The sequence below is a fragment of the Acinetobacter sp. WCHAc060042 genome (assembly GCF_003231195.1).
Lineage (GTDB): Bacteria > Pseudomonadota > Gammaproteobacteria > Pseudomonadales > Moraxellaceae > Acinetobacter.
Genome location: NZ_QKVN01000021.1, coordinates 36,970 through 63,425, shown reverse-complemented (window position 1 = coordinate 63,425; position 26,456 = coordinate 36,970). Strand labels below are relative to the sequence as shown.

Here is a 26,456-nt window from a genome sequence, read left to right as displayed (position 1 = left end):
AAGTAATTGGACGAATAATAGATTGTACGCCTTGCTGAATCACTTCATGCTGAATAGTGCTTTGCAATCAAAATTAATGTTTAGGCAAAGCACTAAAAAAGAAGAAAAATAAATACGGTTTATAAATTTCTCGCTATTCATCACAGTGAATGACTTATCCACAAATGTATTGAGCAGTACCCATTTTTCTTTCCAAATCTGTTGCTGAATTTTTGATTGTGAATTCAGTATTAAATACATTAACGCAAGTTTAATTGCGTTAGCAATAGGTTGTGCTATATTTAATGCAAGTTTTGTTGCTTTAAATGGTTGGAGATATGAGTAATGTCGACAAGGTGCCTACTGCACTGATCGTAGAAGGCGGTGGTTTACGTGGGATATTTTCAGCAGGTGTGCTAGATGCTTTTATTGAAAATAACTTCTATCCCTTTGAAATTTATATCGGTGTTTCTTCAGGATCGGGTGTTATTGCCAGTTATTTATCAGGAAAATTAGGACGAATGTCAGCAGTTTTTTCTGATTATGCACGGCGACCACAAAGTATATCTATTGTTCGCTTTCTAAGTGGTGGTCATTTGATGGATTTGGATTGGCTATGGGAGATTACACTCAAAGAGTTACCGCTTGATTATGACGTGATTTTTGAACGAAAGTCGAAGTTTCTGATTGGCTTAACCTCTGTTACAGCGGGGGGCGCAGTATATATGCAACCAACACCTGAAAATTTTATTGATTTGGTAAAAGCGTCCTGTGCTATTCCAATGGTTTATCGAAATTTTCCTTTGATTGATACTCAGCCGATGGTTGATGGGAGTATTGCGGATTCACTTCCAGTACAAGCAGCGATTGCACAAGGTGCTCAGCGAATTATGGTGATTCGATCTCGACATCAGCATTATCAGAAAACATGGAATCCCATCACACATCTCGTGGCTGCCTATGCTTTACGAAAAAGCCCAGCACTCAAAGCGACTTTCGCACAACGTACCACTCGCTATAATCAAACTCTTGCACTCATGCGAAACCCGCCATTGGGTGTGGAAATCCTAGAAATATGTCCACCAAAGGCATACAAAGCCAGTCTATTTGGGCGAAGTGCCATACATTTGAAACATGGTTATGCGCTTGGATTAAAAGCAGGTCATCAGGCAATGGCACAATGGAAAAATCGTGTGTAGTCATCATGACAAATCGTTTTTTTACAACCTATTTCACATGCTTAGGTTGAATTAATATGATGAATATCAAATTCTTATGGTATTTTATTTAAATGTTAATCTAAGACTTTAAATAAATCCCGATCACGTAAAATCGACTGTACACGCTGCTGAATCATTTCATCGCTGATTGGTCGCTGTAATAAAAAATAATGGGTCAGTAGAGGTCCAACGACCTCTGAAAAAACGCGATATTGATCATATTTTTTTGGCCATTCACCACGTTCTATCGCATGTTCAAAAATACTTTGACCAATGCGGATCCTATCTTCCCAAAGTTGAAGATTGAGTGCTTTAAACTCAGGAACAGTATGGGCCGTAAATCCAAGAAAAATCAGTGTACTTCCAATCGGTGTTTGAATGAGCTGCACGATGGAACGCATATTGTGTTCTAAATCTTTTGCCAAACTTCCAGAATTAATCGTGGTGAGCTTTGAATTTGCAAACTCGGAAATCGTATCCAAAATTAATTCTTCACGTGTCGGCCAGCGGCGATAAATTGTAGTTTCATGTACTTCAGCACGTTTTGCCACAGCAGCAATACTAAACGCCAAATACCCATTTTCACTGAGTTCTAATAACGCTTGTTCCAGTACCGTATTTCTGACTCGGGCACTACGTCCTCCTGTACGGCGTTTCACTTCAGGTTGCTCAGTTTCTTTCTTTGATTCAGTCATCGCAAATAATTTTCCAGCATGGTTTGCTCTATAAGTTCAATATCTTAAAGCAAAAATCCTCATTTTCCGTATTCATTATGAATCTGGTACGAAATAAATTAACGCAAGTATACTTGCATTAATAGTGTTTTTTGCTATATTTAATGCAAGTTTTATTGCTTTAATGAGTTTCACAAGACATGAGGTAGCTGAAAAATGGCAATTGGATACAAACAAAAACCGCAAGGTGTATTAGAAAAACTCTATCGCTTTGTGTCAGAGCAAGGATCGAAGCTCACCCCAAATACCGATGATGTCTTGTTGAAAGATGCGCAAGACGGTTTTCGTAAAGCACAACGTATCGCATATGACTGTGTGACCGAAGTTGGGAAAAAACTGCATCATGGAATGACTGAAATCGAAGCAGCTGATTTGCTCGATCAGTATCTAAAAGCCGCTGGCTGTGACCGTTATATTCATCGACCTTTTGCTTGGTTTGGCGAGCATACTCGTTTTGATCCTTATCAAGGCTATGGTGAATATCATCCTAGTGATAAGCAGTTGAAGCAGGGCGATGTGGTGATTTTAGATGTTTCACCTGTGGTGAATGGTTACACCGCTGACGTCGGCTATACCACGAGCTTAGAACCGCATGAAGAATTAAAGCAGGCACAAGATTTTCTATTGAATTTGCGAGCAGATTTGCCTCGTATGTTTGAATCTAGCATGACACCAAAAGAAATTTGGGCGGCAGTTGATCGCAAAATTGCAGATGAAGGCTATGACAATATCCATGCGAAATATCCATTCTGCGTATTAGGGCATCGTGTATTCAAGATAAAAAAACAAGCAGCTAAAGCCAAGCGTATTCAAGTCGGTTCTATGGGCTGGTTTTCAGTTGAAACCAATTTGAAATTTTTAAAAACTGGATTCAATGCTGCTTTATCCCCTGAAAATGTAGGCTCAAAAATAGGCTTATGGGCAATTGAGCCACATATCGGTTGGGCAGGTGCAGGCGCTAAGTTTGAAGAAATTTTAGTGGTCGATCATCAGGGTGCACGTTGGTTAGATGATGATGTACCGCATATGCAATCGAACAATCACGTCGTTAAGCAGATAAAAAAGCAAGCAGATAGGCAAACAACGAAAGGAGAGCACTAAGATGACCACGGCTTTAATTACAGGTGCATCGAATGGGATTGGACTAGAAATTGCCAAGCGACTTGCGAAACAAGATATCAATTTGGTTCTGGTGGCACGGAGTGCTGAGAAGCTTAAACAAATAGCTGAAGAACTCACACAGTCTTTTCAAATTAAATGCATTGCTATGCCATTGGATTTAACGCAAACCAATGCTGTTGAAACACTATACCAGTCACTTGAACATACAGAAATTGATTTATTAATCAATAATGCAGGTTGTGGTGATTTCGGATTATTTCATGATGTGGATTGGCAGAAATACCAACAAACCATCAATCTGAACATGACCGTACTGACTGAAATGACACATCGCTTTTTACCGCAGATGATTGCACGTAATCACGGACAAGTTGTCAATATTGCCTCTACCGCAGCATTTCAACCTCTACCGTGGATGGCGGTTTATGCAGCGACTAAGTCTTATGTTCTCAGTCTGAGTGAAGCTTTGGCATATGAGCTGAAAGATAGTCAAATCAAAGTATTAGCAATCTGCCCAGGTGCAACCGATACAGGTTTTGCTTCAGCTGCTGAAGGTGGTCAGTCTAATAATTTTACCGATAGCAATATGTCAACGGTGAGTGATGTCGCTGATTTTGCTGTGCAAAAAATTTTAGAAGGACAAGGTGGTGTGGCAGTGCATGGGTTGAAGAATAAAGTGATGTCGATTCTTGCCCCAATGTCACCCAAAGCTGTCGTACTGCATATGGCAGCTAGTGTTATGAAACCTTTCTGATTTTTTTAATCTTCTTATTCATATTTTTAAATATAGGTGTCGTTATGATTCGCGTGACTCCAATCCAAACAGGTACAGTTTCAATCCGTCCACATCATCATTGTGGTGAAGAAGGTAAAGGGCCAATTCGACGTAAAATTGATATGTTGATGGATAAAGACTGGGTTGAAGATCTGCCAATTTTTACTTATCTGATTGAGCATCCAGAAGGGAATTTTTTAGTTGATAGCGGTGATACTGCTGAAAACTCAGCACAGGACTTTTTACCAAGTTGGCATCCATTTTTTAAACATGGTGTGGTGGTAAAAGTTGCACCAGGTGAAGAGGTCGGGGATCAACTCTGGAAGATGGGTTTAAATCCAAATAAAGATATCAAAGCTTTAGTATTGACTCACATGCATCACGATCATGCAGGTGGTTTACATCATTTTCCGCATATCCCAATTATTGTGACACGTGAAAATTATGAATTGGCTTCGAGCTTTAAAGGGAGAATCTTTGGTTGTTTACCTCAGTATTTTCCACGTTGGTTCAATCCTCAATTAATTGAGTTCAACAATGAGCCCTTTGGTCCATTTGCACAAAGTTTTTATCTGACTAAGGATAAAAATGTGATTTGTGTACCTACCCCAGGTCATATGCGCGGACATATGTCGATTATTGTTAAATCACCTGATATGACCTATATCATTGCGGGCGATGCGACCTATGATGAGCGTTTTTTACTTGAAGAATTGGTGGATGGTGTGACTTATAATGTTGACTTATCAAAACAAACATTAAGAAAATTCAAAGAGTTGGGGCGTGAACAGCCAACGCTTTTACTTCCTGCACATGACTTAAATGTAAGAGAGCGTTTGGAAAAACAACTGATACTTCCATGTGATTCGCTGATTATTTAAATTGAGTGAAATAGCCAACATAAATTTGGCGATGACATAACCTTGAAATAAAATGTGTTTATTTCAAGGTTCAGTGATATGAAGTTAACTTTAAGTACTCATGTTCGTGTCTATAGTAAACTGCAGTTTTTATAAGGTATCCCGAGCTACAACTGAATTGACCAGCTTTTGACGTTTGTCTTTATATTTGAAGATAAATCCAACTGCAAAAGCAAAGAAAATCATAATCACTGAATACACTGCAGCAGGGATGGCAATAGTGGTACTGCCGAGTACCGAGATCGCAATAGTTAAAGCGACTGCGCTGTTATGAATACCAATTTCAAAAGCACATGCTCGAGCTTCTGCTTCATTCATCTTAAATATTTTAGGAATAAAATAGCCGATGGTTAAGCTGATCGCACAGAATAGTGCACAGACTAATCCAACATCAGCAAAATAGCTGGCGATATTTGCCTTTTCTTTGAGTAATGCACCAATACAGATGACCACGAGAAACGTCACCGAAAAGTATTTTACGAAACTTTCCATTTTTTTGGCGAAATGTGGTTTTTTTGCACGAATAATCATACCGATAACCAAAGGCAGTAAAATCAGTAGAAAAACTTGGATCAGTTTATCTAGTTGAATTCCGACAGTGGTGTCATCTTGCATAAAATAGGTCAGTGATAAGGTTGCAACTATAGGTAAAGTAAAGGCTGCAATAACCGAATTAAAACCAGTCAGTGTGATATTCAGTGCAATATCACCTTTGAAGAGATAGCTGAATAAATTGGCAGTACTCCCGCCAGGTGAGGCTGCTAAAATCATCAGACCAACAGCGAGTAGTGGTTTGAGTTGAAAAAGTTTGGCTAGACAAAAGGCAATCGTAATAAGAAGTACCAGCTGGCAAAACAGTGCAATGAGTACATTTTTAGGGTTGTTTTTAACACGTTTAAAGTCTTGTAGCGTGACTTCAAAACCCAAGCCCATCATGATAATAATCAGGGCAATCGGCATACCGATGCTGATAAATGCTGAATCCATAGCAAGCTTCCTTCATAGCGCGTGTTATTCAATTTTGAGTGTCTAAGGGATGGAATCGTTTACAGCGTTGCTGAGCAATTTTTTTAAAATGAATATTTTTTTGCTGTGTTACGACGCTTTTCTTAAACACGTTCGATCACACTTAATATCAAGCAGTCGAGGAAAATACTTTGGTAGAAAAGTGCCAAAAAAATGTACAAACGTGACAATTTTGCTATGATGAATATTGCCTATAGTGATCAATATATAAATGAAAAAATTGAAATAATTATTCTATAGGTCGGAGTTAAAAATGGATTTTGACGACAAGAGCATGTCTGCTCCAATTATTCCTGTACATTTGCCTGCTGCATTTGTGCGTATGACTATGTCACGCGGCTTTTCAGCCACAGCTATCTTAGAACATTCAGGTATACATATTGATGATCTGGAGTCTATAGATACGTATTTCACCTTAAAACAAATTGCAGTCATTGTTCAAAACGCACTCAATTTAACCAATGATCCAGCGATTTCTGTCTCATTTAGTCAGCATATTCGGTTATCACATTTTGGTTCTTTTGGTATCGCACTGATGTCAGCACCGACCTTAAAAGATGCCTTTTTAGTATGTAATCGTTTTAGTACATTGATAGATCCAACAATACATTTCTCGTATGAAATTAAAGACCGAATGGTCTGCATTCGTTTTGGGAAGCAGATTCCACTTGGCTTAACCTATTACTATACGCAAGAAGCACTTTGTCTTTCAATCATTCGGATTTTAGGGGATTTATTAGAACATGAATTGCCACAGCTCAAGATTGAACTCGATTATGAAAAACCTAAATATGCTGAAAAGTTTAGTTTCTTAAATGCTCCAATTAGTTGGAATAAGCAGCACTGTGCCATTTATTTTAATGTCAATGTGCTTGATGAGAAGCTTCCATGTGCTGACTTTCCTGCCTTTCAAAAGGCTATAAAGATGTGTGAAGCAGAGCAAAATCTATTTAAACAACACGGGGAAAACTGGCTGATTAAATTAAAACTGTTGGTTTTACAAAATTTACAGCAGCCTTTGACAGCTGAAGAAATGGCAGAACGGCTGCATTTATCTAGACGGACTTTCTTTAGAAAGTTAGCTGAGCATGATACGACTTATGATGCATTGGTGTCAGCTTCGCGTGCTGAAGTGGCAAAGGATTATTTACTCCATAAAAAAATCACACTCATCGAGCTGTCCAATCATTTAGGCTATAACGATGTATCGAACTTTACCAAGGCGTTTAAGCGTTGGTTTGGTATGCCACCGAAGCAATGGCAACAGGCTCAGTTACAGCGTTTAAAAGCGACTTAGTTTAAAAAAAAGCGATCAAGTGATCGCTTTTTTATAATCATGTTATGGCTATGTTTTATAACAAAGGTTGAAGTTAATTCATCCAGTTTTTGATATAAAAGTAGTCCATTTCAATAGACTGACAGTATTTATGTGCTTAAAAACGGTAACCTATTTTTAAGCCATAACCCCATGCATCATTGTCTTTATAAATTGCATCATAATTGTCTGTACCAAAATCAAAACCTGACTGTGCTTTGGCATCTCCAAGCATAAAATATTTTAAACCCAAAGAAATATCATAATTGGGTGCAGGTGCATATTTTGCACCTAGTCCAATACTCCAATATCCCTCAGTTGGACCTAGTGTTGTCACAGGGTTACCCGCGCCACTGTCCCAGCCGAGTGAGACAGAACCTGACCAATGGGTATTAAATTTACGCCCTATACCAATATTGGCTGCGTATTGGTCATCACTATATCCCGCAAGATCAACAGCTTTTCCTGTGAGTTGCGTGGTGAGCTGTGCAAGACGTTCAGGGGAAATTCGAAACTTCGACCATTCCACCCAGCGAAAATTGGCGAAAGCGACTGTATCTTGCATAATGCCAGATTGCAGATCAATATTCACAGACTGCGGTGTGGTGACGGTTGACTCCAATGTTGTTGTACCCAAATTGACATAACCCAGAGCTGGATTGGTCGGATTTAAAATCTGTACAGATTCAGTCATGTCAATGTCATGATCAATTTCAGAACGATAGGTCACCGCAGCCTGTAAGGCAATTTCAGGAATACTGTAAGCAAAACCTGCGAGCCAGCCTACACCATCTGTTTCTGGTGCATTCATGTCATATTTAATCCAGTTATAACCGGCACCTCTTAAACGACTATTGCCTTTGGTGGTTTGCAGTACAGGTCCTGCATAGACGTTGAAGTGTTCATTGGGTTGATAGCCGAGAATCGTACTTAAACTTTGTGTGACTACTTCAGATTCAGATTTTTCAGTGCCTTGAGTGTATGCTGGATAGTCTTTAATAGGGTAGCCTGCGTCTGCACCAAATGGATGGTCATATAAAAAGCCTATAGAAAAATGGTCTGTTAATTGGAATTTTAACGCTGCACTAGGGAATGCGTAACTATTTGCAATATCACCAGTTTCCATATTGGCTGCTGTCGTTAACCCCCCTTTACTAAAATCAGGTTTAATTTTTCCAGAAACATTTGGATCAAGTACGGAATAACCTGCTTCAAAATAATTACCTTTTTGTAAGAAGGGTAAAATAGACTGACCCGAACGATCTATTGCTGCGGCATATAGCTGCCCTGTAGATAAGTAAATGATTGAAAATGCAATGATGCGTATTTTCATTTTAAAATCCTTTTGTACTGTTGTTTGAACTGAGCATCTGTGCTCTGTACGTCTATTTTTATTAAATTTAAGGATTGAAAATGGTATAAATGTGCCAATCTTTTGGTGAATTGGTGTCATCTCATCGGCTAGAGCAAATCATTGCTTCTATTTAGAAAAGCCAAATATGAGAGAAGTAAAATATGAGAAAAGAGAAACATTAGAAAAACGAGATATTAGAAAAATGAAATAGCATGGACGGATACAACAAAGCCTATGTGTTGAAGACATAGGCTTTATGGTTATTGCACGATTGAGGTGGTGAGCAGTAGTACATTAGTTGCCATTTATTTGATAACGTTCGAGTTCTACAGGATCATGTGCACAGAAAAATTCAATCTCATCACCATGTTGTGCTTTAAGTGTTTTGAGTTTCTCTAAGCTATTGTGTCGTGCTTGGGGTATGGCTTGTACCATCCGCTCAAAAAACTTGAGCCCTGTCGGCATATGGTCAGTTTTATCCAATTGACTGTGATGATAATAGGCATCACCACAATGCAATAACCATTTGCCTGAGTCTTGTGGCACGGCTATGCCAACATGACCTTTGGTATGCCCAATAAGCGGGATGATAAAGATATTGAGCTTGAGCGTCTCCTCTAATGAAATCGCATCCAGTCCAAACCATTGACTATTGGTTTGCTTATAGACTTGCCAGTTGGGTGTAGGCTTAAATTGATTGAACCTAAAGCGTAATTTGTCTTTCCATGTGGGTTGGGTAATTTGCTCAAGTTCAGGCTGATAGACATGGACTTTGGCTTGAGGAAAATCGGAAAATCCACCTGCATGATCCAAATCTAAATGGGTTGGAAATAAGTCAGTTACATCGGCAGGGTCATAGTCAAGCTGTTTGATTTGTTCAAATGCAGTTTCTTGTGGATCGAGTTTCGGTTTAAAACTTTTCTGAAAGGTTTTTCCAAGACGTTGGTCACGATGTTGGATGTCTTGTAAGCCGATCCCTGTATCAACCATCATCAAACGGTTGTCATGTTCGATCAATAGGCAATGACAAACCAATTTACCCGGTTCGGTATATGAGCCTTGTCCATTGATCAGTTTGGCGCATAGTGGACACATTGTCCCACAATTTAAATGATGTATTTTCATGCTGTTCTCGTAGCTGGTTTTTTCATGAGCAGGCTTTTTATAGATGATTTTCTCACAGATGGACTTTTCATGTCGTGAATTTAAACCTAAAGGGATCAATAGGTTTTTTCAAAACACGTCATATTCAGAGGAAATGACGCGTGATGGAATAATTACAGCGTCAGCACAATTTTCCCAAAATGCTGATTTTTCTTCATTTTGTCGAAGGCATCATTAAACTGCTCAAATGGATACACCGCATCAATCGGCATCTTGATTTGACCTTCTGCCAAAGCGGGAATGAGAGCATCTTTCGCTTTCTGGATGACTTCTGCAATTTCATCTGGATTACGTGTACGGAAACTCACACCTTTGTAATTGATCCGACGCATTGAATGCTGATCAAAATCCACTTCACCTGTTTCACCCGCCATACGTCCGACATTGACAATGGTTCCAGCGATCTTTGTAACGGACATGGTGGCGTTAAATAAAGGGCCTGCCAAAAAGTCGATCACCAGATCTGCACCTTTGCGTTTGGTGAGTTTGAGTACCTGTTTGGCCCAGTCCTCATCTTTGGTATTTACTGTTGCATCAGCACCAAATTCAGCCAGTTTTTCAAGCTTATCAGGTGTGGTTGATGTACCAATCACTTGTTTTGCACCTAAATACTTAGCCACTTGCATTGCCATCAAACCCACAGCCGAGCTTGCACCGACAACGAGTACATGATCATCTGCTTGCAACTGTCCATTGGTCACAATGGCATCATGCGTGGTTTGTAAGGCAACAGGTAAAGTGGCTGCTTGCTCAAAACTCAGATTATCGGGAATGGGATAAATCCATGCTGCATTGGCTAAAGTATATTCAGAAAATGCACCAGGGCCTGCACCCATGACACGGTCACCGACTTGCCATGGTTGAACCGCTTCACCCACTTCAACGATCTCGCCAGCCCATTCTACACCAACAGGAAAGCCGAGTCCGCCGACAAAGCCATGTGTTGCACCCGTTAACATATTCAAATCTGCCCGATTCAGCGCGCAGGCTTTGATTTGAACTAAAACATGATTTGGCATGACTTGAGGTTTTTCTAACTCACCTAAAACTGCGCCGTGTTCACCTGATAATATGGATTTCATCATAGACCTCGAACTATAGAGCTGGGATTTAAAGTTTACGAATCGGTTTACTGCCGTTCCAGCCGATGGATGCCTTTTTGATATAGTCAAATATCTGTTTTTTACTGCCTGCCAACTCAGAAATTTCTAATGCAGTACCGATGACATGTTCAGTATCAAAATACGCCATTCGACCTTGTGGACCACCAATTTGACCTTCGTGCACAACGCTAAAGCCTTGATCCTGAAGGTGTTGATACATGGCATCATAGTCTTCGGTCCAATATGCAATATGTTGAAAGCCTTCACGACCTGAATTTAAGAAATCCTGATACATCGACGGTACATCATTGGTTTGCTGGATCAACTCGATCTGTACATCGCCTGAATTGGCCAGTGCAACTTTCATTTCAATATCATGCGGTTGACCTTTGTATTTGAAATTGTCCAACATGGCATTTTCCACATAGAACCAAGGGCCAACGCCCAACTTGATCCATTCATCCATGGCTTTTTCGATGTCTTTGACGATGTAACCGTTTTGGCAAACTGGGCCTAAATCTTTACTCATGGGAATTTCCTTTTCTAAATTGAATTGAATCGGGCAAATGTATTTGCCCTTAACAGACTAAATTCGAGTTTTAAGCCAGTTTTGATGCATCAAAATAATCGCTAATTTCTTTCGCCAACATGATGTCGCCATCAATTTTGAGTTTGCCACTCATAAAGGCCATTGCACCTGCAATTTTGCCAGTGATCAATTCAATGAACACCTCATCACTGGTGGTCAGTACAACATCGGCATTAGCATTTTCACCTTGCTGAATGTCACAAGTGCCATCATTAATTTGAATCACGTAAGGGGCAGAAAGCTGTAGCTGCAGAATGCATTCAACACCATCCGTATTTTCTGGGTTTAATGCAGTTGGCAGTTGATTTAAGATGAAATCATTGATATTCATGGTCTAATCCTTTAATGAATGATGTAAAAGAGTTTAGGTTTGTATTTAGACTCATCTTCAAATGTATGTTCATCGTTTGGATTTAAAGTTGAGTGCTGAGCTGACTATAGGGCACAATGCAAAAAGGGTATTGACGTGAAATGGAATTCATTGACCTGAGATTTTGAAATGATGTCTCAGTCGAGATATGGATATGTAGGAAAATGATGCAAGATATTGATCCTGTACAGAAAAAGCATAGTGTTGCCGTGCACTATATGCGATTGCTTTTCGACTATTTACAGCGAAAAAATTATCCTGTATCGAAGTTTTTAGCGGAAATTAATCTCGCACCTGATCTGTTTGATCGACCCAATGATCGTGTCGATTTTCAGACCTTCAATCAGGCCTGTCATTTATTACAAGACAAATTTAAACAGCCTAACCTTGGAATTACGCTCGGGCAGTTGGTGACGACAGGACACTTAGGCCCACACGGTTTTGCACTCATGACTTGTGCAAATGCACGTGAAGTCATGCAACAAAATATCCACTATTCTGCGCTCACTATTGATGCGGGCAGCAATATTTTTGAACGGCATGGAAAAGAATATATCCGCTACTGGAAAAGTAATTTGTCAGGTGATCAGCCTTTGGGAAAACTGCAAGATGAATTACATCAAGCTTCTTATGTGACTTTATCTCGTCAGTTATTTAATCGGCAGGATTTGAGCCCACTTTGGGTCTCTTTTCAGCATGAACAGCCTGAAGATATCAGTGAATATACTGCGCTGTTTCGTTGCCCACTAATTTTTAATGCCAAAGATACAGCAATTGGTTTTCATGAGGACTTTTTAGATTATCCATTACCAAGCTCGAATGAGTCGGTGCATCTGGTCATGAGTGATTTGAGACAACAACTTTTAAAGCAATTGGGCAATCACCTCGAACCCTCTTTGTTAGCAGTTGCACGTAAAGCGATTATTGAATCGTTTCAGCTAGGTGGCTTGACCTTTGAAGAGCTGGCACAGCAGACAGATTTTACCGTGGATGAACTCAAAATAGAGATGCTTCGGCATAATCTGAACTTTAGGCATTTTGTCGATGAAATCCGTCAAAGCCTTGCGATGAGCTATGTGAGAAACCCACAACTCAGTTTAGTGGAGATTGCCTTCTTAATAGGTTTTTCAGAACAAAGTGCTTTCCAGCGCGCCTTTAAACGTTGGACAGGAAAAACCCCAAAAGAATACCGAAGTTTTAATACATAATACATCTGAGAATAAAAAAAATCGCTTGAAGCTCAAGGGTCTTCAAACGATATAAAAAGCATAAGCGAGATAAAAAATAAATGATTAAATCACTAATGTCCCAAATTGAAGTGCACCTAAAGTTTCCGTTTGTTTGAGCCCAGGGAAAAGCCAATAGGGCGTAGATTCACTGCTACATGCACAACTTGGAAATGCAGGATTACTTTTTAATGGGCCTGCGATGGTTTTTTCCATGACCATGGAAATATATTGATCATTACTGCCTTCTTGGGTGTTTCCATTCAGAATCACTTCTACACCTGTGCTTTTGGCATAGTCTCGAATCGCTTTGATTTTTGAACTTTTCGGCTCATAAGCATCTAAACTGATGCCATTTTCAGAAGAAACAAAAATCTGCTGATCGACTTTTGCAACCAAAGAATGATTACCTTCAGTATGGCCTGGCGTATGAACCAAGGCTAAACCTTCGCCCAAAGCTATACTTTTCTTAAATGTAATGACTTTATTTGCATCAATTCCTTCAACGGCATTTGGACAATACCAGTCCGATTGCACAGGAAGTAAGCCTTGAACACAGTGCCATTCTTTTTCATGCACCAGTAATTTTGCATTTGGGAAATAGGCAGGCTGATCCTTTGTGCCGAGCCATTTTCGAAGTTCTTGGGTGTGCAAATGGTCATAACTAATATAATCCACTTGTTCAGGCTTAATTTTGAGTCTTTCTAGCGTTTGCTCAACAGAGGTGTATTGTGGGGCAAAGACTTTTGAGGCACTTTCGGGTAATGAACCTGCAAGTCGTTCAAAAAATGGCGTTTTACGATTATTCACTACATCGGTAGGTGAGAACAATAAAACTCTCAGTTGCCCATGAAAGTCTTTGTATTGAATCACGAACAAACGGTTGAGCAAATGTAAAAAAGGGAAGGTCAAAGACTTTTGTGCAAACACACCAGTGTAACCATACCAAGTCGGATAAGGTGCTCGAACCAAATCAATACTTTGATAATATTGCACATCTGCTTGTTGCATGAGTTTTTGTCGAAACTTTAACGATGCTGTTCTGACATTTTCCAAGCGTTGTTTAGGCGAAGGCGCATTACGAGTACCATCAAAATCCGAAATTTCTTGCATGCCTAAGGGTTTGAATAGATCTGCCATCAATTTTATCCTTTATTCAATATTACAGTGATCTATGTATTATTAACGCTTCGCTTTCGTGACTTTGCTTAAGTCTTTCATGTCGTGTAGAAGACCCGATGCTGCTTTGTAGAACTGTAAAATACCTTTGGGTGATTTGAGGTTAAAGCCTTTAAAAAGCTGTTTGATAATGCTTAAAGTATCGAAATAAATACGTTCACACACCAATTCTTCACCTTCAAAAATAAAGAAAGCACACATACGCACACGGAACGAATTTCCTGTAGGAGGTACAGAACCTAAATAACCTTTGTGTGTACCTAATAGCCAAAATTCACAAATCACAGCATCTTCGGTATGACGTAGTGCGATTAACTCGTGATGTTGGTCGGGAAATGCTTTACGTGAGGTACGATGATAATTTAGTACATCATCACGACCATCATGTACCGCATCGGTTGCAATCAGTTCATAGTGAGGATGAGGGAAGGTGTGTAACACAGCATCAAAATCCTGTTTGACTTCATCGGCAAAGTGATCCAGTACCAGCTTTTCGCGAAAATCCATTAATTTTTGATCTAACATATTGACATCCATTCATATGGGCTAAGGTTAGTTTTCAATGTAATGAGATCTGCTCTATTGAGATGGTAGTGGCGTGTCATATTTATGGTGAATAAGTGCCAAATTTCATGAGGTGTTGAAGTGTTGCAAGGATCGAGCTACGCGATATAGGCAAAAGTCATTGTTTTAAAACATAAATAAAATATGCTTATACAGCATATAAATGACCAACTATAGAAAAGTTAAAAAATATTTGACTTCATTTTAAATTATATTAATAATTGAGTGAGTACTTAATTATTTTATTCTGTTGATATGGCACGTCCTTTAAGTGAAGAAAAACGTCAAGCGATTTTAGATGCAGCGACTAATTTGATTGCAGAGCAAGGTCTCAGCGTATCCACAGCAAAAATTGCGAAGCTAGCCAATGTCTCTGAAGGTACGATTTTTACGTATTTTCAAAATAAAGATGAGCTCATTAATCAGTTGTATCTGAGTCTCAAACAACAGTTACGCTCAGCGCTCATTTTGCCTGAACAGTCTGTTGAGTTACGTGAGCAGGTTCAAGTTGCTTGGCGAGCTTATATTTCTTGGGGATTATCTAATCCTCATGGACAGCAGGTTTTAGCCACATTAAGCTTATCTTCTATTGTGACAGATACAACCAGAGCGATAGGTAATGATGCTTTCTGTGATATCAGCATTGTTCTTAAAAATGCGATGGCAGAGGGAGCGTTAAGTCATCAGTCTCCTGATTATGTCGGCGCAATCATGGTGACGATGGCGAATACCACGATGGAATTTATGAAACTTGATGTAAACAATGCTGAAGCGTTATTACGCGATGGTTTTGCAGCATTTTGGCGAGTGATTGCATATCAGTAATTTTTTTAGATATTAAATGAGTAATTAATCACTCATTTAATATGAATTTAAAAGGCAATAAATTTATGAAACTTATTATTTTGGGTGCAACAGGCATGGTCGGGAAGAGTGTATTGCGTGAAGCCTTACAGAAAGATGATATCGAAGCCGTTCTGGTGGTTGGGCGGCAAAGCTGTGGCATCGAGCATGCAAAACTAAAAGAGTTGTTGCTAAAAGATTTATTCCAAGTGACTGAAATACAAAATGAACTTATAGGATACGACGCGTGTATTTGGGCGATCGGGACAAGTTCTGTGGGTAAAAATGAAGCTGAATATGCCAAAGTTACCGAAGAGCTTACTTTATTTTGGGCTGAAAACTTAGTCCGAATCAATCCTCAATTTTCATTTTGCTATTGCTCTGCGGGTGGTGCAGGTGGTCGTGGTATGTGGGCACGAGTACGTCAGCGTGTAGAACAAAAATTACAGAAGATGCCTTTTCAATATGCCGGCGCTGTACGTCCAGGTTTTATTCGAGCAGGAACAGGAATTTCGAGTAGAACACGAGCATATCAAATCGGTGTGGAGTTGATGAAACCTTTGAATCCTATTTTTCCGTATTTGGTTCGATATTGCCCGTGGTTATTTACGACGTCGGAGATATTGGGACAAGCCATGATTGGCATTGTACAAGGTCAAGCAGACCGTTTCATTCTTGAATCAAAAGACATCAACCAACTGGGACAACGTTTACTAAACAGTGCGGCTTAAAGCTTAATTTATATATTTTTATTTGGAGTTTCAAAAATGAAGCAAGATTTAACAGGCAAAATCATATTAGTAACAGGGGCGACCAATGGTATTGGCAAGGCAGCCACCACTGAATTTGCAAAACGTGGTGCATCCGTCACTTTAATTGGGCGAGATCAAAAGAAAACAGAACAGATTGTAAACGAGCTTAAAGCTTCGACTGGTCATTCTCATTTGGATTATATTCTTTGCGATTTAACAAAGTTAGCTGACATTCGTCGTGCAGCAGAAGAGTTTAAATCTAGACATGATCGCCTCGATGTATTGGTAAATAATGCAGGAGCGACATTTAAGAAACCAGTATTGGGTTCAGATGGTTATGAAATTACATTTGCATTAAATCATTTAGCCTATTTTCAAATGACTATGGCATTACTCGATTTAATTAGAAACACACCCAATGCACGTGTGGTCAGCACTTCAAGTTCTATGCAGGCACGAGGAAAGTTAGACCTTGCCCAAACCCCTTACAACACAGAAGTTTCTGGGCCAAGAGCATATGGAACTTCCAAACTGGCAAATATTTTATTTACTAAAGAATTACAACGAAAGCTTGAGGGAACTTCGGCCGTTGCCAACTGTTTTGAGCCTGGCATGGTCAATACAAGTTTTGGTGCATTTGGTACAGATCAAGGTTGGTTCATCAATTTAGTTTATAAATTAGCACAGCCGTTTGCAGTCACTCCTGAACAAGGGGCTGACTCTTTGATTTGGCTTGCAACATCTGCTGAGGCAGCATCGTTAAAAGGACAATATATTTCGAAACGCAAAATCGCTAAGCCTGCTAAGCAAGCATTAGATGACAAGCTTGCTACTGATCTATGGATTTTGAGTGAAGAACTCTGCGAAAAAGCCAAGTAATTTGAATTAAGAATCAAAGGGAGTCATGGTCATCATGCAATACATTCTTGTTATCGGAGTTCCATTACTCTTCGTTATTGGCATTGCTGTATCTGCAATTTATGTGGATGCTAGATTAAGAACATCATTCGGCCTAAACGCAAATAAGAAAACGGCGATGCTTGCTATCGCCGTCGTGACTATGCTGTTAATCATGATTATTTTAACTGCGACATCTGCAAGTAAAAATATGGGTTATTTTTATGTTGTCGGCGGTTATTTATTTACCTTTTATATTTTTTTATTACTGATGCTTGTATTTTTTCACCTTTTAAAATTAGTTAAATTTCCAAGTAATCAAATAACAGGAATATTGTCGATCGTTTTTGCAATCATCATCACGGTAATTGGTGCGATCAATGCACGTAGTTTTTCAATTACAAGCACTGAAATTAAGCTGAAAAATTTATCCAGCGATTTAAATGTTGTACAGCTTTCAGATATCCATTTGGGTCATCATCGTGGTGCTGATTATTTAAGTAAAATCGTGCAGGAAACCAATCAGCTCAAGCCAGATTTTATTTTAATTACAGGTGATTTTGTTGATGCTGATGTTGCTTTGACTGAAGATGAATTTAGACCATTAAAAAAATTGCAAGCCCCAGTTTATTATGTTGGAGGAAATCATGAAAATGAAATTGATACCACCAAGACTTTGCAACTCATTCATCAAAATGGGGTGAACATATTACACAACCAAAGTGTAGAGACGCATGGTGTTCAATTGATTGGTTTAAACTATATGAAAGCAGATGACAAAACCATTGATTTACATCCATCAAATCAAAAGCAAAGCATTCAGTCTGTCATGAATCAGCTTGATATTTCACAGCATCAGCCGACTATTTTGATGCATCATAGTCCTGTTGGGATTGAATATATTGCAGATAAAAAAATTGATTTCATGCTTGCAGGACATACACATGCAGGACAAGTTTTTCCAGCAACTTGGATTACAAAATATCTTTTTCCATTTAATCAAGGATTATATCGAATCAAGGATACTCAAATTTTCGTATCACAAGGTGCAGGAACGTTTATGCTACCTATTCGATTAGGGGCTAAAAATGAGATTAACTTTATTCAGTTAAAAGCTGAGTAAATGTCATAAATCAACATCATAAATTAATAAATCTCTAACGATATTAATGGTTAGAGATTTATAAATGAAACTGATTAGATTAACCCAGTCTTTTTGCTAATGAGATAGTCTTTTAAGCTCATTGGTAACTTACGAAGTAAATAATAATCGCGCAGTTTATTGGTATGGATTTCATATTGATATTCGGGTTTTTCTGCATCTAATATATCTACGATAGTATCTACCACAGCGATTGCAGGCAATCCAGTTTCAAAAGATTTTTTTGAACTGTCGTAAAAGCGTTGCATTGCTTTTCCATAGATTGGGTGTGATAAATGTTTTTTCACGTCTTGCAATATTTTTTCTGCCATAGGGGTTTGAATTTGTGCAGGCTCGACGACGGAAACCTTGATGCCTAATGGCTGAAATTCTAATTTCATCGCCGTCGATAATGATTCTAGTGCAAATTTACTGGCAGAATAAAACCCTGTAAATGGTAAAGTGCGTAGCCCACTTTGTGAGCTCATATTAATAATTTTAGATGGTTCTGAATTGTGAGATAAGAAAGGGAGCAGTGCTTGAGTCATGGCATGTACACCGACCACATTAACACCCAAAATATGTTCAAACTGCTTTTTACTTAATTCCATGAGTGGCCCATTATAAATCACGCCTGCAATATTGATTAAGGCATATAAGGGTTTTTGGTCTAGTAATTCAGACAATGCCTGTTTTACATTTTGTATATCATCTTGATTTAAAATATTCATGATGAATGGGTGGAAATTTTTGGGAATATTTTCTATTGAGTTTTTATACTCCTGTTCATTAAGTACCGTACCATACACGGTATAGCCTAATGCAGATAAGGTTTTTGCACATTGAAAGCCAATGCCAGACCCTGCACCTGTAATAAAAACGGCTTTATTTAAATTTTTCATGAGAAACTCCTTTTATCGTCATATTATAATTTATTATCTATTACAGATAAGAGATGGTAGTCAGTGCTATTGAGTATTTCAGTTGCGCCCAATTATCTTTGGTGTGAAATTTAAGATTTTGGATGATTGAGAAGACTGTTTTATCTATTCGTCAGTGGCTCTAATCCAAGTCTCTGTTCTACCTAAAAGACTAGATCCAATATAGCCCCGCATACTTAAGCGTCTGCCATTTTGAGTGACTTTGGCTTTACCTTTATATATTTTTCCATTTGTCACATCTAAGGCATAACCCTGAATATATTCACCATATTTTGTTGAGGGCTTTAAATCCCAAATTACTTTACTGCCTAGCAATGGTTTATTTTTAAAAGGTTCAGGGCATTTAGAACAAACTGAATTTTGACCTAAATTTTCATCTAATATCTTAATGTTTGTACCTGAAATGGTGCGATCTGATTCTTCTTTAAATTCTACGATTGCCTTTAATTTTCCTGTTCCTGACTCAAGAACCAACCATTTTCCAATAATAGGTTGCTCGGCAAATAGTGATGTAGAAAATAAAAAAATACAGGAAATGAGCATTTTAATGGACAAGTTGGAATTCATATTCATTCCTTGAATAATATAAAAAAATAGAATTGATTGGTTGTATTTTAAATTGATAACAGTCGTTAAAATTATTTTTAACGCTAATATATGCTTCTATCAAGGTTGCAAAATCTTTATTTGGCCTACCTTTAATGGGTTAATTTAGTTTTTGTTGTGATTTGTTAATGGTGAATGAGTGCCATTTTATATTGCATCTGTGCCAAAAAAGCATTGTTTCAGTATTCTGATATTGTCTATTTTTAATACTTGAATATCATTTCCTAATCATTTTAGGAGATAAAAATGAGTTCAAAAATTAAATTAAGGATTTTACATAGCGGTTCAACGATTGTGGATGGTTCTACTATTTTTGCCCCTGAAAAAATGCCGAAGTTTCCCAAATTGGCAATGTTGGGCATCATGCGAACGGATCGCGATAAACTTGAAATTCCTGTAACAGCCTATTTAATCGAACATCCGAAAGGAAAAATTCTGATTGATACTGGGTTTCATAAAGATGTTCGACTGCATCCAGTCAAGAATTTAACTCTGATTCATTATTTAGTGAATAAACCATTACAAAGTCGTGGGCAAGCAGTTGATGAAATGTTGGCAGAACTTGGGATTCAGCCTGAAAACCTTGACTACGTTATACTCACACATTTACATACTGACCATGCAGGGGGTGTTAAACAATTCAAGCATGCAAAAAAGATTTTGGTGAATGATCGAGAGTTGGCTTATGCACAGAAAAATAAACTCGAATTTGTGGCGAGTCTATGGGAAGGAGTTCCCTTAGAAACATTTAAATTTGATCGCTCAGATATCGGTCCTGCCAATGAATCTTATGATTTATTTGGAGATGGAACGATTCAGTTGGTTTACCTGCCCGGTCATACCCCTGGATTGACAGGTATACTCATTCAAAACAATGGCAAGTGCTTATTGTTAACCTCAGATTGCGGTTATGCCAGAAAATCTTGGGAGCAAATGATCTTGCCTGGGGTGATGGCTGATCGTGAAAATACCATCAAATCTCTCAAATGGATTCAACAATTATCTCAACAAAAGGATTGTATAGACTGTCTAGCAACTCATGAAATGGATTTAGACGCGATGATACTTGAGATTTAGAGAGAATATATTTGATTTAAAGTCTTAAAAAAATATGGATTTTTAGTATGTACTTTAAATTAAATTTCAGTAAATAGTCATAAGAAAATATACGAATAAATAAAATATAAAGGTGTTCTAATGATAATAGGATCATTAAAGCGAGAGCACCTTTAAGTGCTCTACTTTAGGATTTAGTTACAATACGATATTATTTTTGCGTTGATTGGAATATCTACTGTAGAAAAATATTGAGAGACCAATGATATATAAACACATTGAAAGTAAGAGCAAAGAAATCCCAGCAGCATAAAGTAGCCATGCTGCATAAATTACAGCGACTATTGCGATCAAGATATGTTTAGTTCGCCTATTTCTCCATGACTCTTTCAAATAAAAAGCTGAGACTAAAAAGTAGGGAAGTAAAATCATCACAGAAGAAATTAGTAATAACTGCGTATAGTTTTTATTGAAAAAATAAACAGAAATTAGTGCAATTTGTACAACTATTGATGTTAACCATAATGATGCAATTGGTACATTATTTTGATTCGTTTTTAAAAAGACCTGTGGGAATGCTTTATTTTTTGCTGCAAGAAAGGGAATTTCTGTGGCAAAAAGTGTCCAACTTAGATATGACGAACTGACTGAAATTATCAATCCTAAGGTAATAATAATAGTCCCAGGCAGCCCAATCAATTGCTCTAAAATAGTAGCCATTGATGGGTTATGCATATTGGCTATGTCCGCACGATTTGCCACACCATAGGACAATACCGTAACCAATACATAGAAACTTAATGCGAGTAATACTCCAAATACAGTAGCACGACCAATGTCATTTCTGTTTTTGGCGCGAGAAGATAAAACAACAGCACCTTCAATACCTGTAAAAACCCACAATGTAATTAGCATCAGATTTCTGACTTGTTCCCATACGGGCATCTGTAAAGAAAAATCAAAATAATTGGATGTGAATAAATCTAGCTTAAATGCAATATATGTGAAGACGATGAATATTAAAATAGGAACTGTTTTAGCGATGGTTGCAATTAAATTGACTACGGAAGCTTCTTTAATTCCTCTGCTAACTAACCAATGAACTAACCATACAAATATTGAAGAACCAATAAGTGCATAGATCGTGTTACCTTCACCAAAATAGACATGTTGGGGGCTGTCGGTAAACATACCTACGCCAGAGAATGCAATAACAACATAGCCAACAATGCCAATAGTCGTACACAACCAATAGCCCCATGCGGAGCAAAAACCGATAAGCTCACCGAAACCCTCACGTGCATAATTATAAATTCCGCCATCTAAATCTGGTCGTTGCCGAGTTAGATAGAGCAGTGCAAATGCAAGAAACAGGATTCCAATGCCCGTAATGAGCCAAGCAATAATTAAAGCTTGTCCATTGGCAACTAATGCCATATTTTGAGGCAAACTAAACACGCCAGAACCAACCATTGAGCTAAAAACAAGGGCTGTTAAGGACAGTAAGCCAATTTTAGATGTCGACATGAAAATTATTTACTATTTAAAAAATTTTGAAAGTTCTGCAATATGTTCTGGACCGATACCACAACAGCCACCCAATAGCGTTGCTCCAGCTTCTTGCCACTCCTGAGCAAATTTTAAATACAATGCTGGATTTAAATCGGCACGAACTTCATCTAAACCATCATTTGCAGTTGCTTCACTATTTTGTGGAGGAAAAGCATTCGCATAAGCACCAATTTCGACACCATTTGGTAACAAGGGTTTAATCGCAACGATTGCTTGGAGAATGACTTCAGGCTGGCAACAGTTAAAAAGTACAGCTTTGGCTCCTAGGCGTGTAATCGTGTCAGCAGCTTGTTGAATACTTTCACCTGATCTTAATCGTGGCTGTTCAAGTTGAACTTCATCTTGTAAGGTAAATGAAACCCAGAAATCACGTTGATCTTTAGGTAATAAAGCGTGAACAGTTTCAACTTCCTTTAAGCAAGATTGTGTTTCAGCTAACCAGAAATCCACATGCGGCGCTAGCGTTTCTATGATGGGTTTTGCAAGTTTTTCTGCTTCATTTTCCTGAAATAAATCAGCACGATATGAACCAAATAAAGGAGGGAGACATCCTGCAATTAAAACCTTTTTTCTGCTTTCTTCAACAGCTGTTTTGGCCTGCATAACAGCAATATTGACCAAATCTTTTACTTCAGCATCAAAGCGTTCTTGACCAATATGAAATGGAACGACAGCATAATTGTTTGTTGTAATGACTTCCGCACCAGCGCGGATAAAATCTAAATGAACCTCTTTAACAATTTCAGGTGCTTCAGTTAAAGCAAGTGCTGACCATTCAGGTTGTCTAAAGGGAGCACCTCTGCGAGCAAGTTCACGTCCAAAGCCGCCATCTAAAATTTTCATATCTTTAGTTTATCATTTAAAAGAGACAGCCATTATAGTTAACTAAGAAAGGGGATTATGGATTTAAAAGTAAATAAATTATATTTTTTTTGATTATAGTAAATTAAATTTTTTTATATATTTAAAATGTTTATAAATTATATTCTGCATATTTTTAATTGCTTAAAAACCAATCACCAACTTATAAGGAGCCTCATTCTAAAAATAATTCTTTTCGGAGCTATAGTCCACTGATGAACATGATTGATGTAATTATATTTTACATTAAATCAATACATTGTCATTTTATATCTTAGATAGATGTCAAAAAGGCAACAATTAAGATTAAACAAGAGCAATCGTTCAAAAATGACATATGGATGGTTATTTGTACTAGATATTGGTGGGTTGTATAAAAAAAGTACGATTATTTAATAAAATTGCGTCTTTTTTTTAGCTGGATCGTCTTATAAAGCTTAGAACATATTTTAAATTAGCGAAGTTTAATTTTTATTAAGCGCTGGATGACCCGACCAATGCCACAGTTTTTATATTGGAATTCCATAAAACCATTTGCTTTGACTGCTACAGTGCTAGCTGTTACAAGTTTGATGAACACACAAATTTATGCGGTGAGTGAAAATACAGCCAGTTATTATCAAGTTCAAACAGGTTCACTGACTCAAGCACTCAATAATGTTGCACAACAAGCCAATATCTCGGTGTTATTTGATCCTGCTAGAACCAATCTGTATCAAGTAAAAACCATTCAAGGAAAATATACCTTAGATCAACTTTTTGCACGTTTAATTCAAAATACACCATTCAAATTACAAAAATCAGTATCGGGCTACATATTGATTGAGATGCCTGATACGAAAAATTTGGCTGGAGTAGAATCTAAAAAAACAGATTTAAATCAATCTGTTTTATCAAATATGGCTCTGGATAATCAGATTTATCAAATGCCTGCTATCGTATTAGAAGCGGAAAAAGAAGATACAGTTAAATTTGGACAAAGTGTACTGAATCAAAAAGCAATTGACCGATACCAAGCCAATAATGTCGCACAATTATTAGATAATATGCCAAGTGTTGGTTCGGCTGGATCACCACGACCAGGTGGGCAGACGATCAATATTCTAGGGCGAGGTGGGGTTGCAGATGTGCCCATTACTCTCGATGACTCTGTTAAGAGTTTTGACAAATACCGACAGGGCTCAGTTTTTATTGAGCCTGAAATTTTAAAGAAAATAACAGTAGACAAAGGACCTCACAATGTTGAGGTTGGAAATGGTGGTTTTGGTGGCAAGGTGACATTGGAAACAAAAGATCCCAGTGATTTGCTCGGTGCAAATAAAAATGCAGGTGCTTTTGTAAAATATTCACGTTTTTCCAATAATAGCCAGAACACGTATACTGGCGCAGTTTACGGTAAAATGAAGAATGGTTTGGTTGATGGTTTGTTTTACTATACAAACCGAGACAGTGGTGATGTAAAACGTCCAGATGGCAGCAAATTTTTATATTCTGCACAAGAACAGGACACCTACTTAGCTAAACTCAACTTTTATCCAGCCGATGGACATAAAATTTCATTAAATGCCATGCGTAGCGGTCATGAGGGGTGGGAACCATTTGCTGCAATGCGTGACCAAGATGCAGTGCCGAGCCAAGCAGATATTGATAAATATGGTTATGATGAAGCATGGAAGCGTCGTTTAGTTTATCGAGACCAAAAGGATACCAGTTACTCAGCTGCGTACGAATTCAATCCAGAATTTAATCCCTTTATTAACTTTAAAGCAGTTGCTTCATACTCAAAAACTTTTCAGCATGATCAACGACTACCAAGCGTGAATGGCTCCGCTGCACTATTAGGTAATGAAAGTTGGGTCAACTATACAAATACAGCATTAAAAGTAAGTAATATCAGTGATATAAAATCAAAATATGGTGACCATAAATTAAAAATCGGTGCGCAATACCAGAAAATGGAACAAAATTCTTTGATTTTTGATAAGAGTAATGCATCTAAACCTGATTACAATTTTGGCTATTATGAACCCAATTATATGCCTGCTGGTGATCAACAGATGCTGAGTGCTTTTGTTGAGGACCAATATCAATTTAATAATATTATTATTACACCATCCTTGCGCTATGATCATATCGTAAATAATGGGAAACCAAACCGCGCATCAAGATATAACAATCCTCTTGCGGGACATGATTACTCAAGTAAAACCTATACAGGCTGGTCTCCTCGTTTGGCAATGTCTTGGGCTCAAACAGATCAACTTACTTGGTTTGCAAATGTCAGCAAAACATGGCGTGCGCCTCGGGTGGATGAGCAATATTATGTGCAGTCGGCAGCTACAAGCGTTCCCTCCACCAGCCTTTATTTACGCCCAGAAAAAATGCTTGCAGTACGTATTGGAAATGAAATGAATTTTGATGATCTGTTGAGTAACGATGACCATCTACAAGTTCGTTTAACCTATCACCACAACCGTGGCTCAGATGAAATATTTCGAAACCGCTCAACTTTTTGTCAAGCCCAAGCTGAAAACCAAGCCAATACTGGTTCTGGAAGCATAAGTGATTGTAATGGCAATTACCATCACGGCTTCTACCGAAATGTCACAGATTACACGATTCAAGCCTATGAAGCCGAATTGTTCTATAATCAACCGACTTGGTTTGCAGGGTTTACTTATTCATATATTCGAGGAGAACGTGATAACTCTCCAGTAAATCCATGGTTTGATGAAAAAACATGGATGACAGACATTCCGCCTAAAAAAGCAACCGCAACTTTGGGGGTAAATGTTCCAGAACATCATTTAACCATGGGGTGGAGGGGCATTTTCGTTGATGCACAGGACAGAAGCTTATCTGATAATGATAAGTCGATTGCAGCATCGTCTTTCTCTTTGCCCAAAACAAAAGGGTACTCACTGCATAGTGTATATGCAGATTGGCAGCCCCTTGGTGAGAAAGGGCCTGTATTAAATTTCTCGATAGATAATTTATTTAATCGTGATTACAAAATGTATCTTGGTGAATACATGACAGGTACAGGACGGGATTATAAGTTAAGTATTTCTCAGAAGTTCTGATTGATATCAACAGTATAGAAACCAACTGAAATCTTTTATATTTCTTCAATAGCCTTCAAAAGAA

25 protein-coding genes are annotated in these 26,456 nt (G+C 38.1%); 12 read left to right on the top strand and 13 right to left on the bottom strand.

Annotated features, from left to right (window positions below; translation table 11 throughout):
* The first annotated feature begins 317 nt into the window (after nucleotides 1–317).
* A complete protein-coding gene (locus DPG01_RS10625; RefSeq protein ID WP_162622339.1) occupies nucleotides 318–1,178 on the top strand; it encodes a patatin-like phospholipase family protein in 861 nt (286 codons plus the stop codon).
* A gap of 95 nt (nucleotides 1,179–1,273) precedes the next feature.
* On the opposite strand, the gene DPG01_RS10620 is transcribed toward DPG01_RS10625, so the two are convergent.
* Nucleotides 1,274–1,894 carry a TetR/AcrR family transcriptional regulator gene (locus DPG01_RS10620; protein WP_110975067.1) on the bottom strand — a complete coding sequence of 207 codons (621 nt, stop codon included), beginning with the start codon at nucleotides 1,892–1,894 and terminating at the stop codon, nucleotides 1,274–1,276.
* Nucleotides 1,895–2,089: 195 nt separating this feature from the next.
* Here DPG01_RS10620 and DPG01_RS10615 point away from each other — a divergent pair, with 195 nt between their 5' ends.
* Genes DPG01_RS10615 through DPG01_RS10605 form a run of 3 tightly spaced genes read left to right on the top strand, consistent with a single transcriptional unit; the run spans nucleotide 2,090 to nucleotide 4,711 of the window.
* Nucleotides 2,090–3,034: a M24 family metallopeptidase gene (locus DPG01_RS10615; RefSeq protein WP_110975066.1), complete on the top strand. Its 945-nt coding sequence runs from the start codon at nucleotides 2,090–2,092 to the stop codon at nucleotides 3,032–3,034.
* Between the two features lies 1 nt (nucleotide 3,035).
* Entirely contained in the window at nucleotides 3,036–3,809 is a 774-nt protein-coding gene (locus DPG01_RS10610; RefSeq protein WP_110975065.1) for an SDR family NAD(P)-dependent oxidoreductase, read from the top strand.
* Between the two features lie 44 nt (nucleotides 3,810–3,853).
* Nucleotides 3,854–4,711, top strand: coding sequence for an N-acyl homoserine lactonase family protein (locus DPG01_RS10605; protein ID WP_110975064.1), 858 nt, complete (start codon nucleotides 3,854–3,856; stop codon nucleotides 4,709–4,711).
* A 129-nt stretch (nucleotides 4,712–4,840) separates the two neighbouring features.
* Here the strand turns inward: DPG01_RS10605 and DPG01_RS10600 are convergent, their stop codons facing one another.
* On the bottom strand, nucleotides 4,841–5,737 hold the full coding sequence (locus tag DPG01_RS10600) for a bile acid:sodium symporter family protein (RefSeq protein WP_110975063.1): 897 nt from the start codon (nucleotides 5,735–5,737) through the stop codon (nucleotides 4,841–4,843).
* Between the two features lie 292 nt (nucleotides 5,738–6,029).
* On the opposite strand from DPG01_RS10600, the gene DPG01_RS10595 reads away from it, so the two are divergent.
* Nucleotides 6,030–7,073, top strand: a complete 1,044-nt coding sequence (locus DPG01_RS10595) for an AraC family transcriptional regulator (protein WP_110975062.1) — start codon at nucleotides 6,030–6,032, stop codon at nucleotides 7,071–7,073.
* Nucleotides 7,074–7,209: 136 nt separating this feature from the next.
* Here the strand turns inward: DPG01_RS10595 and DPG01_RS10590 are convergent, their stop codons facing one another.
* The 5 genes from DPG01_RS10590 to DPG01_RS10570 all read right to left on the bottom strand — a co-directional run bounded on the left by DPG01_RS10590 (nucleotide 7,210) and on the right by DPG01_RS10570 (nucleotide 11,632).
* Nucleotides 7,210–8,424: an OmpP1/FadL family transporter gene (locus DPG01_RS10590; RefSeq protein WP_110975061.1), complete on the bottom strand. Its 1,215-nt coding sequence runs from the start codon at nucleotides 8,422–8,424 to the stop codon at nucleotides 7,210–7,212.
* 315 nt (nucleotides 8,425–8,739) lie between these two features.
* Complete coding sequence (locus DPG01_RS10585) at nucleotides 8,740–9,570, bottom strand: MBL fold metallo-hydrolase (protein ID WP_110975080.1); 831 nt, start codon at nucleotides 9,568–9,570, stop codon at nucleotides 8,740–8,742.
* Nucleotides 9,571–9,722: 152 nt separating this feature from the next.
* Nucleotides 9,723–10,694: a quinone oxidoreductase family protein gene (locus DPG01_RS10580; protein ID WP_213065998.1), complete on the bottom strand. Its 972-nt coding sequence runs from the start codon at nucleotides 10,692–10,694 to the stop codon at nucleotides 9,723–9,725.
* A 25-nt stretch (nucleotides 10,695–10,719) separates the two neighbouring features.
* A complete protein-coding gene (locus DPG01_RS10575) occupies nucleotides 10,720–11,241 on the bottom strand; it encodes a VOC family protein (RefSeq protein WP_110975059.1) in 522 nt (173 codons plus the stop codon).
* A gap of 70 nt (nucleotides 11,242–11,311) precedes the next feature.
* Complete coding sequence (locus tag DPG01_RS10570) at nucleotides 11,312–11,632, bottom strand: SCP2 sterol-binding domain-containing protein (RefSeq protein WP_110975058.1); 321 nt, start codon at nucleotides 11,630–11,632, stop codon at nucleotides 11,312–11,314.
* A gap of 203 nt (nucleotides 11,633–11,835) precedes the next feature.
* Here DPG01_RS10570 and DPG01_RS10565 point away from each other — a divergent pair, with 203 nt between their 5' ends.
* The gene (locus DPG01_RS10565; protein ID WP_110975057.1) at nucleotides 11,836–12,879 is read left to right on the top strand and encodes an AraC family transcriptional regulator; all 1,044 of its coding nucleotides are present in this window, start codon (nucleotides 11,836–11,838) and stop codon (nucleotides 12,877–12,879) included.
* An 84-nt stretch (nucleotides 12,880–12,963) separates the two neighbouring features.
* Here the strand turns inward: DPG01_RS10565 and DPG01_RS10560 are convergent, their stop codons facing one another.
* Together DPG01_RS10560 and DPG01_RS10555 are read right to left on the bottom strand one after the other, a co-directional pair.
* Complete coding sequence (locus DPG01_RS10560) at nucleotides 12,964–14,037, bottom strand: hypothetical protein (RefSeq protein ID WP_110975056.1); 1,074 nt, start codon at nucleotides 14,035–14,037, stop codon at nucleotides 12,964–12,966.
* A gap of 42 nt (nucleotides 14,038–14,079) precedes the next feature.
* Nucleotides 14,080–14,601 carry an ester cyclase gene (locus DPG01_RS10555; protein WP_110975055.1) on the bottom strand — a complete coding sequence of 174 codons (522 nt, stop codon included), beginning with the start codon at nucleotides 14,599–14,601 and terminating at the stop codon, nucleotides 14,080–14,082.
* Between the two features lie 294 nt (nucleotides 14,602–14,895).
* On the opposite strand from DPG01_RS10555, the gene DPG01_RS10550 reads away from it, so the two are divergent.
* The 4 genes from DPG01_RS10550 (at nucleotide 14,896) to DPG01_RS10535 (ending at nucleotide 18,255) form a co-directional block, all read left to right on the top strand.
* Entirely contained in the window at nucleotides 14,896–15,465 is a 570-nt protein-coding gene (locus DPG01_RS10550) for a TetR/AcrR family transcriptional regulator (RefSeq protein ID WP_110975054.1), read from the top strand.
* A 65-nt stretch (nucleotides 15,466–15,530) separates the two neighbouring features.
* Nucleotides 15,531–16,214: an NAD-dependent epimerase/dehydratase family protein gene (locus tag DPG01_RS10545; protein ID WP_110975079.1), complete on the top strand. Its 684-nt coding sequence runs from the start codon at nucleotides 15,531–15,533 to the stop codon at nucleotides 16,212–16,214.
* A 36-nt stretch (nucleotides 16,215–16,250) separates the two neighbouring features.
* Entirely contained in the window at nucleotides 16,251–17,114 is an 864-nt protein-coding gene (locus DPG01_RS10540) for an SDR family oxidoreductase (RefSeq protein WP_110975053.1), read from the top strand.
* 34 nt (nucleotides 17,115–17,148) lie between these two features.
* On the top strand, nucleotides 17,149–18,255 hold the full coding sequence (locus DPG01_RS10535) for a metallophosphoesterase (protein WP_162622338.1): 1,107 nt from the start codon (nucleotides 17,149–17,151) through the stop codon (nucleotides 18,253–18,255).
* 74 nt (nucleotides 18,256–18,329) lie between these two features.
* On the opposite strand, the gene DPG01_RS10530 is transcribed toward DPG01_RS10535, so the two are convergent.
* Nucleotides 18,330–19,175: an SDR family NAD(P)-dependent oxidoreductase gene (locus DPG01_RS10530; protein ID WP_110975051.1), complete on the bottom strand. Its 846-nt coding sequence runs from the start codon at nucleotides 19,173–19,175 to the stop codon at nucleotides 18,330–18,332.
* Between the two features lie 144 nt (nucleotides 19,176–19,319).
* Nucleotides 19,320–19,781: a DUF2147 domain-containing protein gene (locus DPG01_RS10525; protein ID WP_162622337.1), complete on the bottom strand. Its 462-nt coding sequence runs from the start codon at nucleotides 19,779–19,781 to the stop codon at nucleotides 19,320–19,322.
* Between the two features lie 285 nt (nucleotides 19,782–20,066).
* Between DPG01_RS10525 and DPG01_RS10520 the strand changes: the two genes are divergently transcribed.
* Entirely contained in the window at nucleotides 20,067–20,897 is an 831-nt protein-coding gene (locus tag DPG01_RS10520) for an N-acyl homoserine lactonase family protein (protein WP_110975049.1), read from the top strand.
* A 177-nt stretch (nucleotides 20,898–21,074) separates the two neighbouring features.
* On the opposite strand, the gene DPG01_RS10515 is transcribed toward DPG01_RS10520, so the two are convergent.
* Entirely contained in the window at nucleotides 21,075–22,403 is a 1,329-nt protein-coding gene (locus DPG01_RS10515; RefSeq protein ID WP_110975048.1) for a basic amino acid/polyamine antiporter, read from the bottom strand.
* A 12-nt stretch (nucleotides 22,404–22,415) separates the two neighbouring features.
* Nucleotides 22,416–23,291: a homocysteine S-methyltransferase family protein gene (locus tag DPG01_RS10510; RefSeq protein ID WP_110975047.1), complete on the bottom strand. Its 876-nt coding sequence runs from the start codon at nucleotides 23,289–23,291 to the stop codon at nucleotides 22,416–22,418.
* Nucleotides 23,292–23,794: 503 nt separating this feature from the next.
* Between DPG01_RS10510 and DPG01_RS10505 the strand changes: the two genes are divergently transcribed.
* Nucleotides 23,795–26,392 (top strand): TonB-dependent hemoglobin/transferrin/lactoferrin family receptor, encoded by a 2,598-nt coding sequence (locus DPG01_RS10505; protein ID WP_416346131.1) that lies wholly within the window; start codon nucleotides 23,795–23,797, stop codon nucleotides 26,390–26,392.
* Nucleotides 26,393–26,456 lie beyond the last annotated feature (64 nt).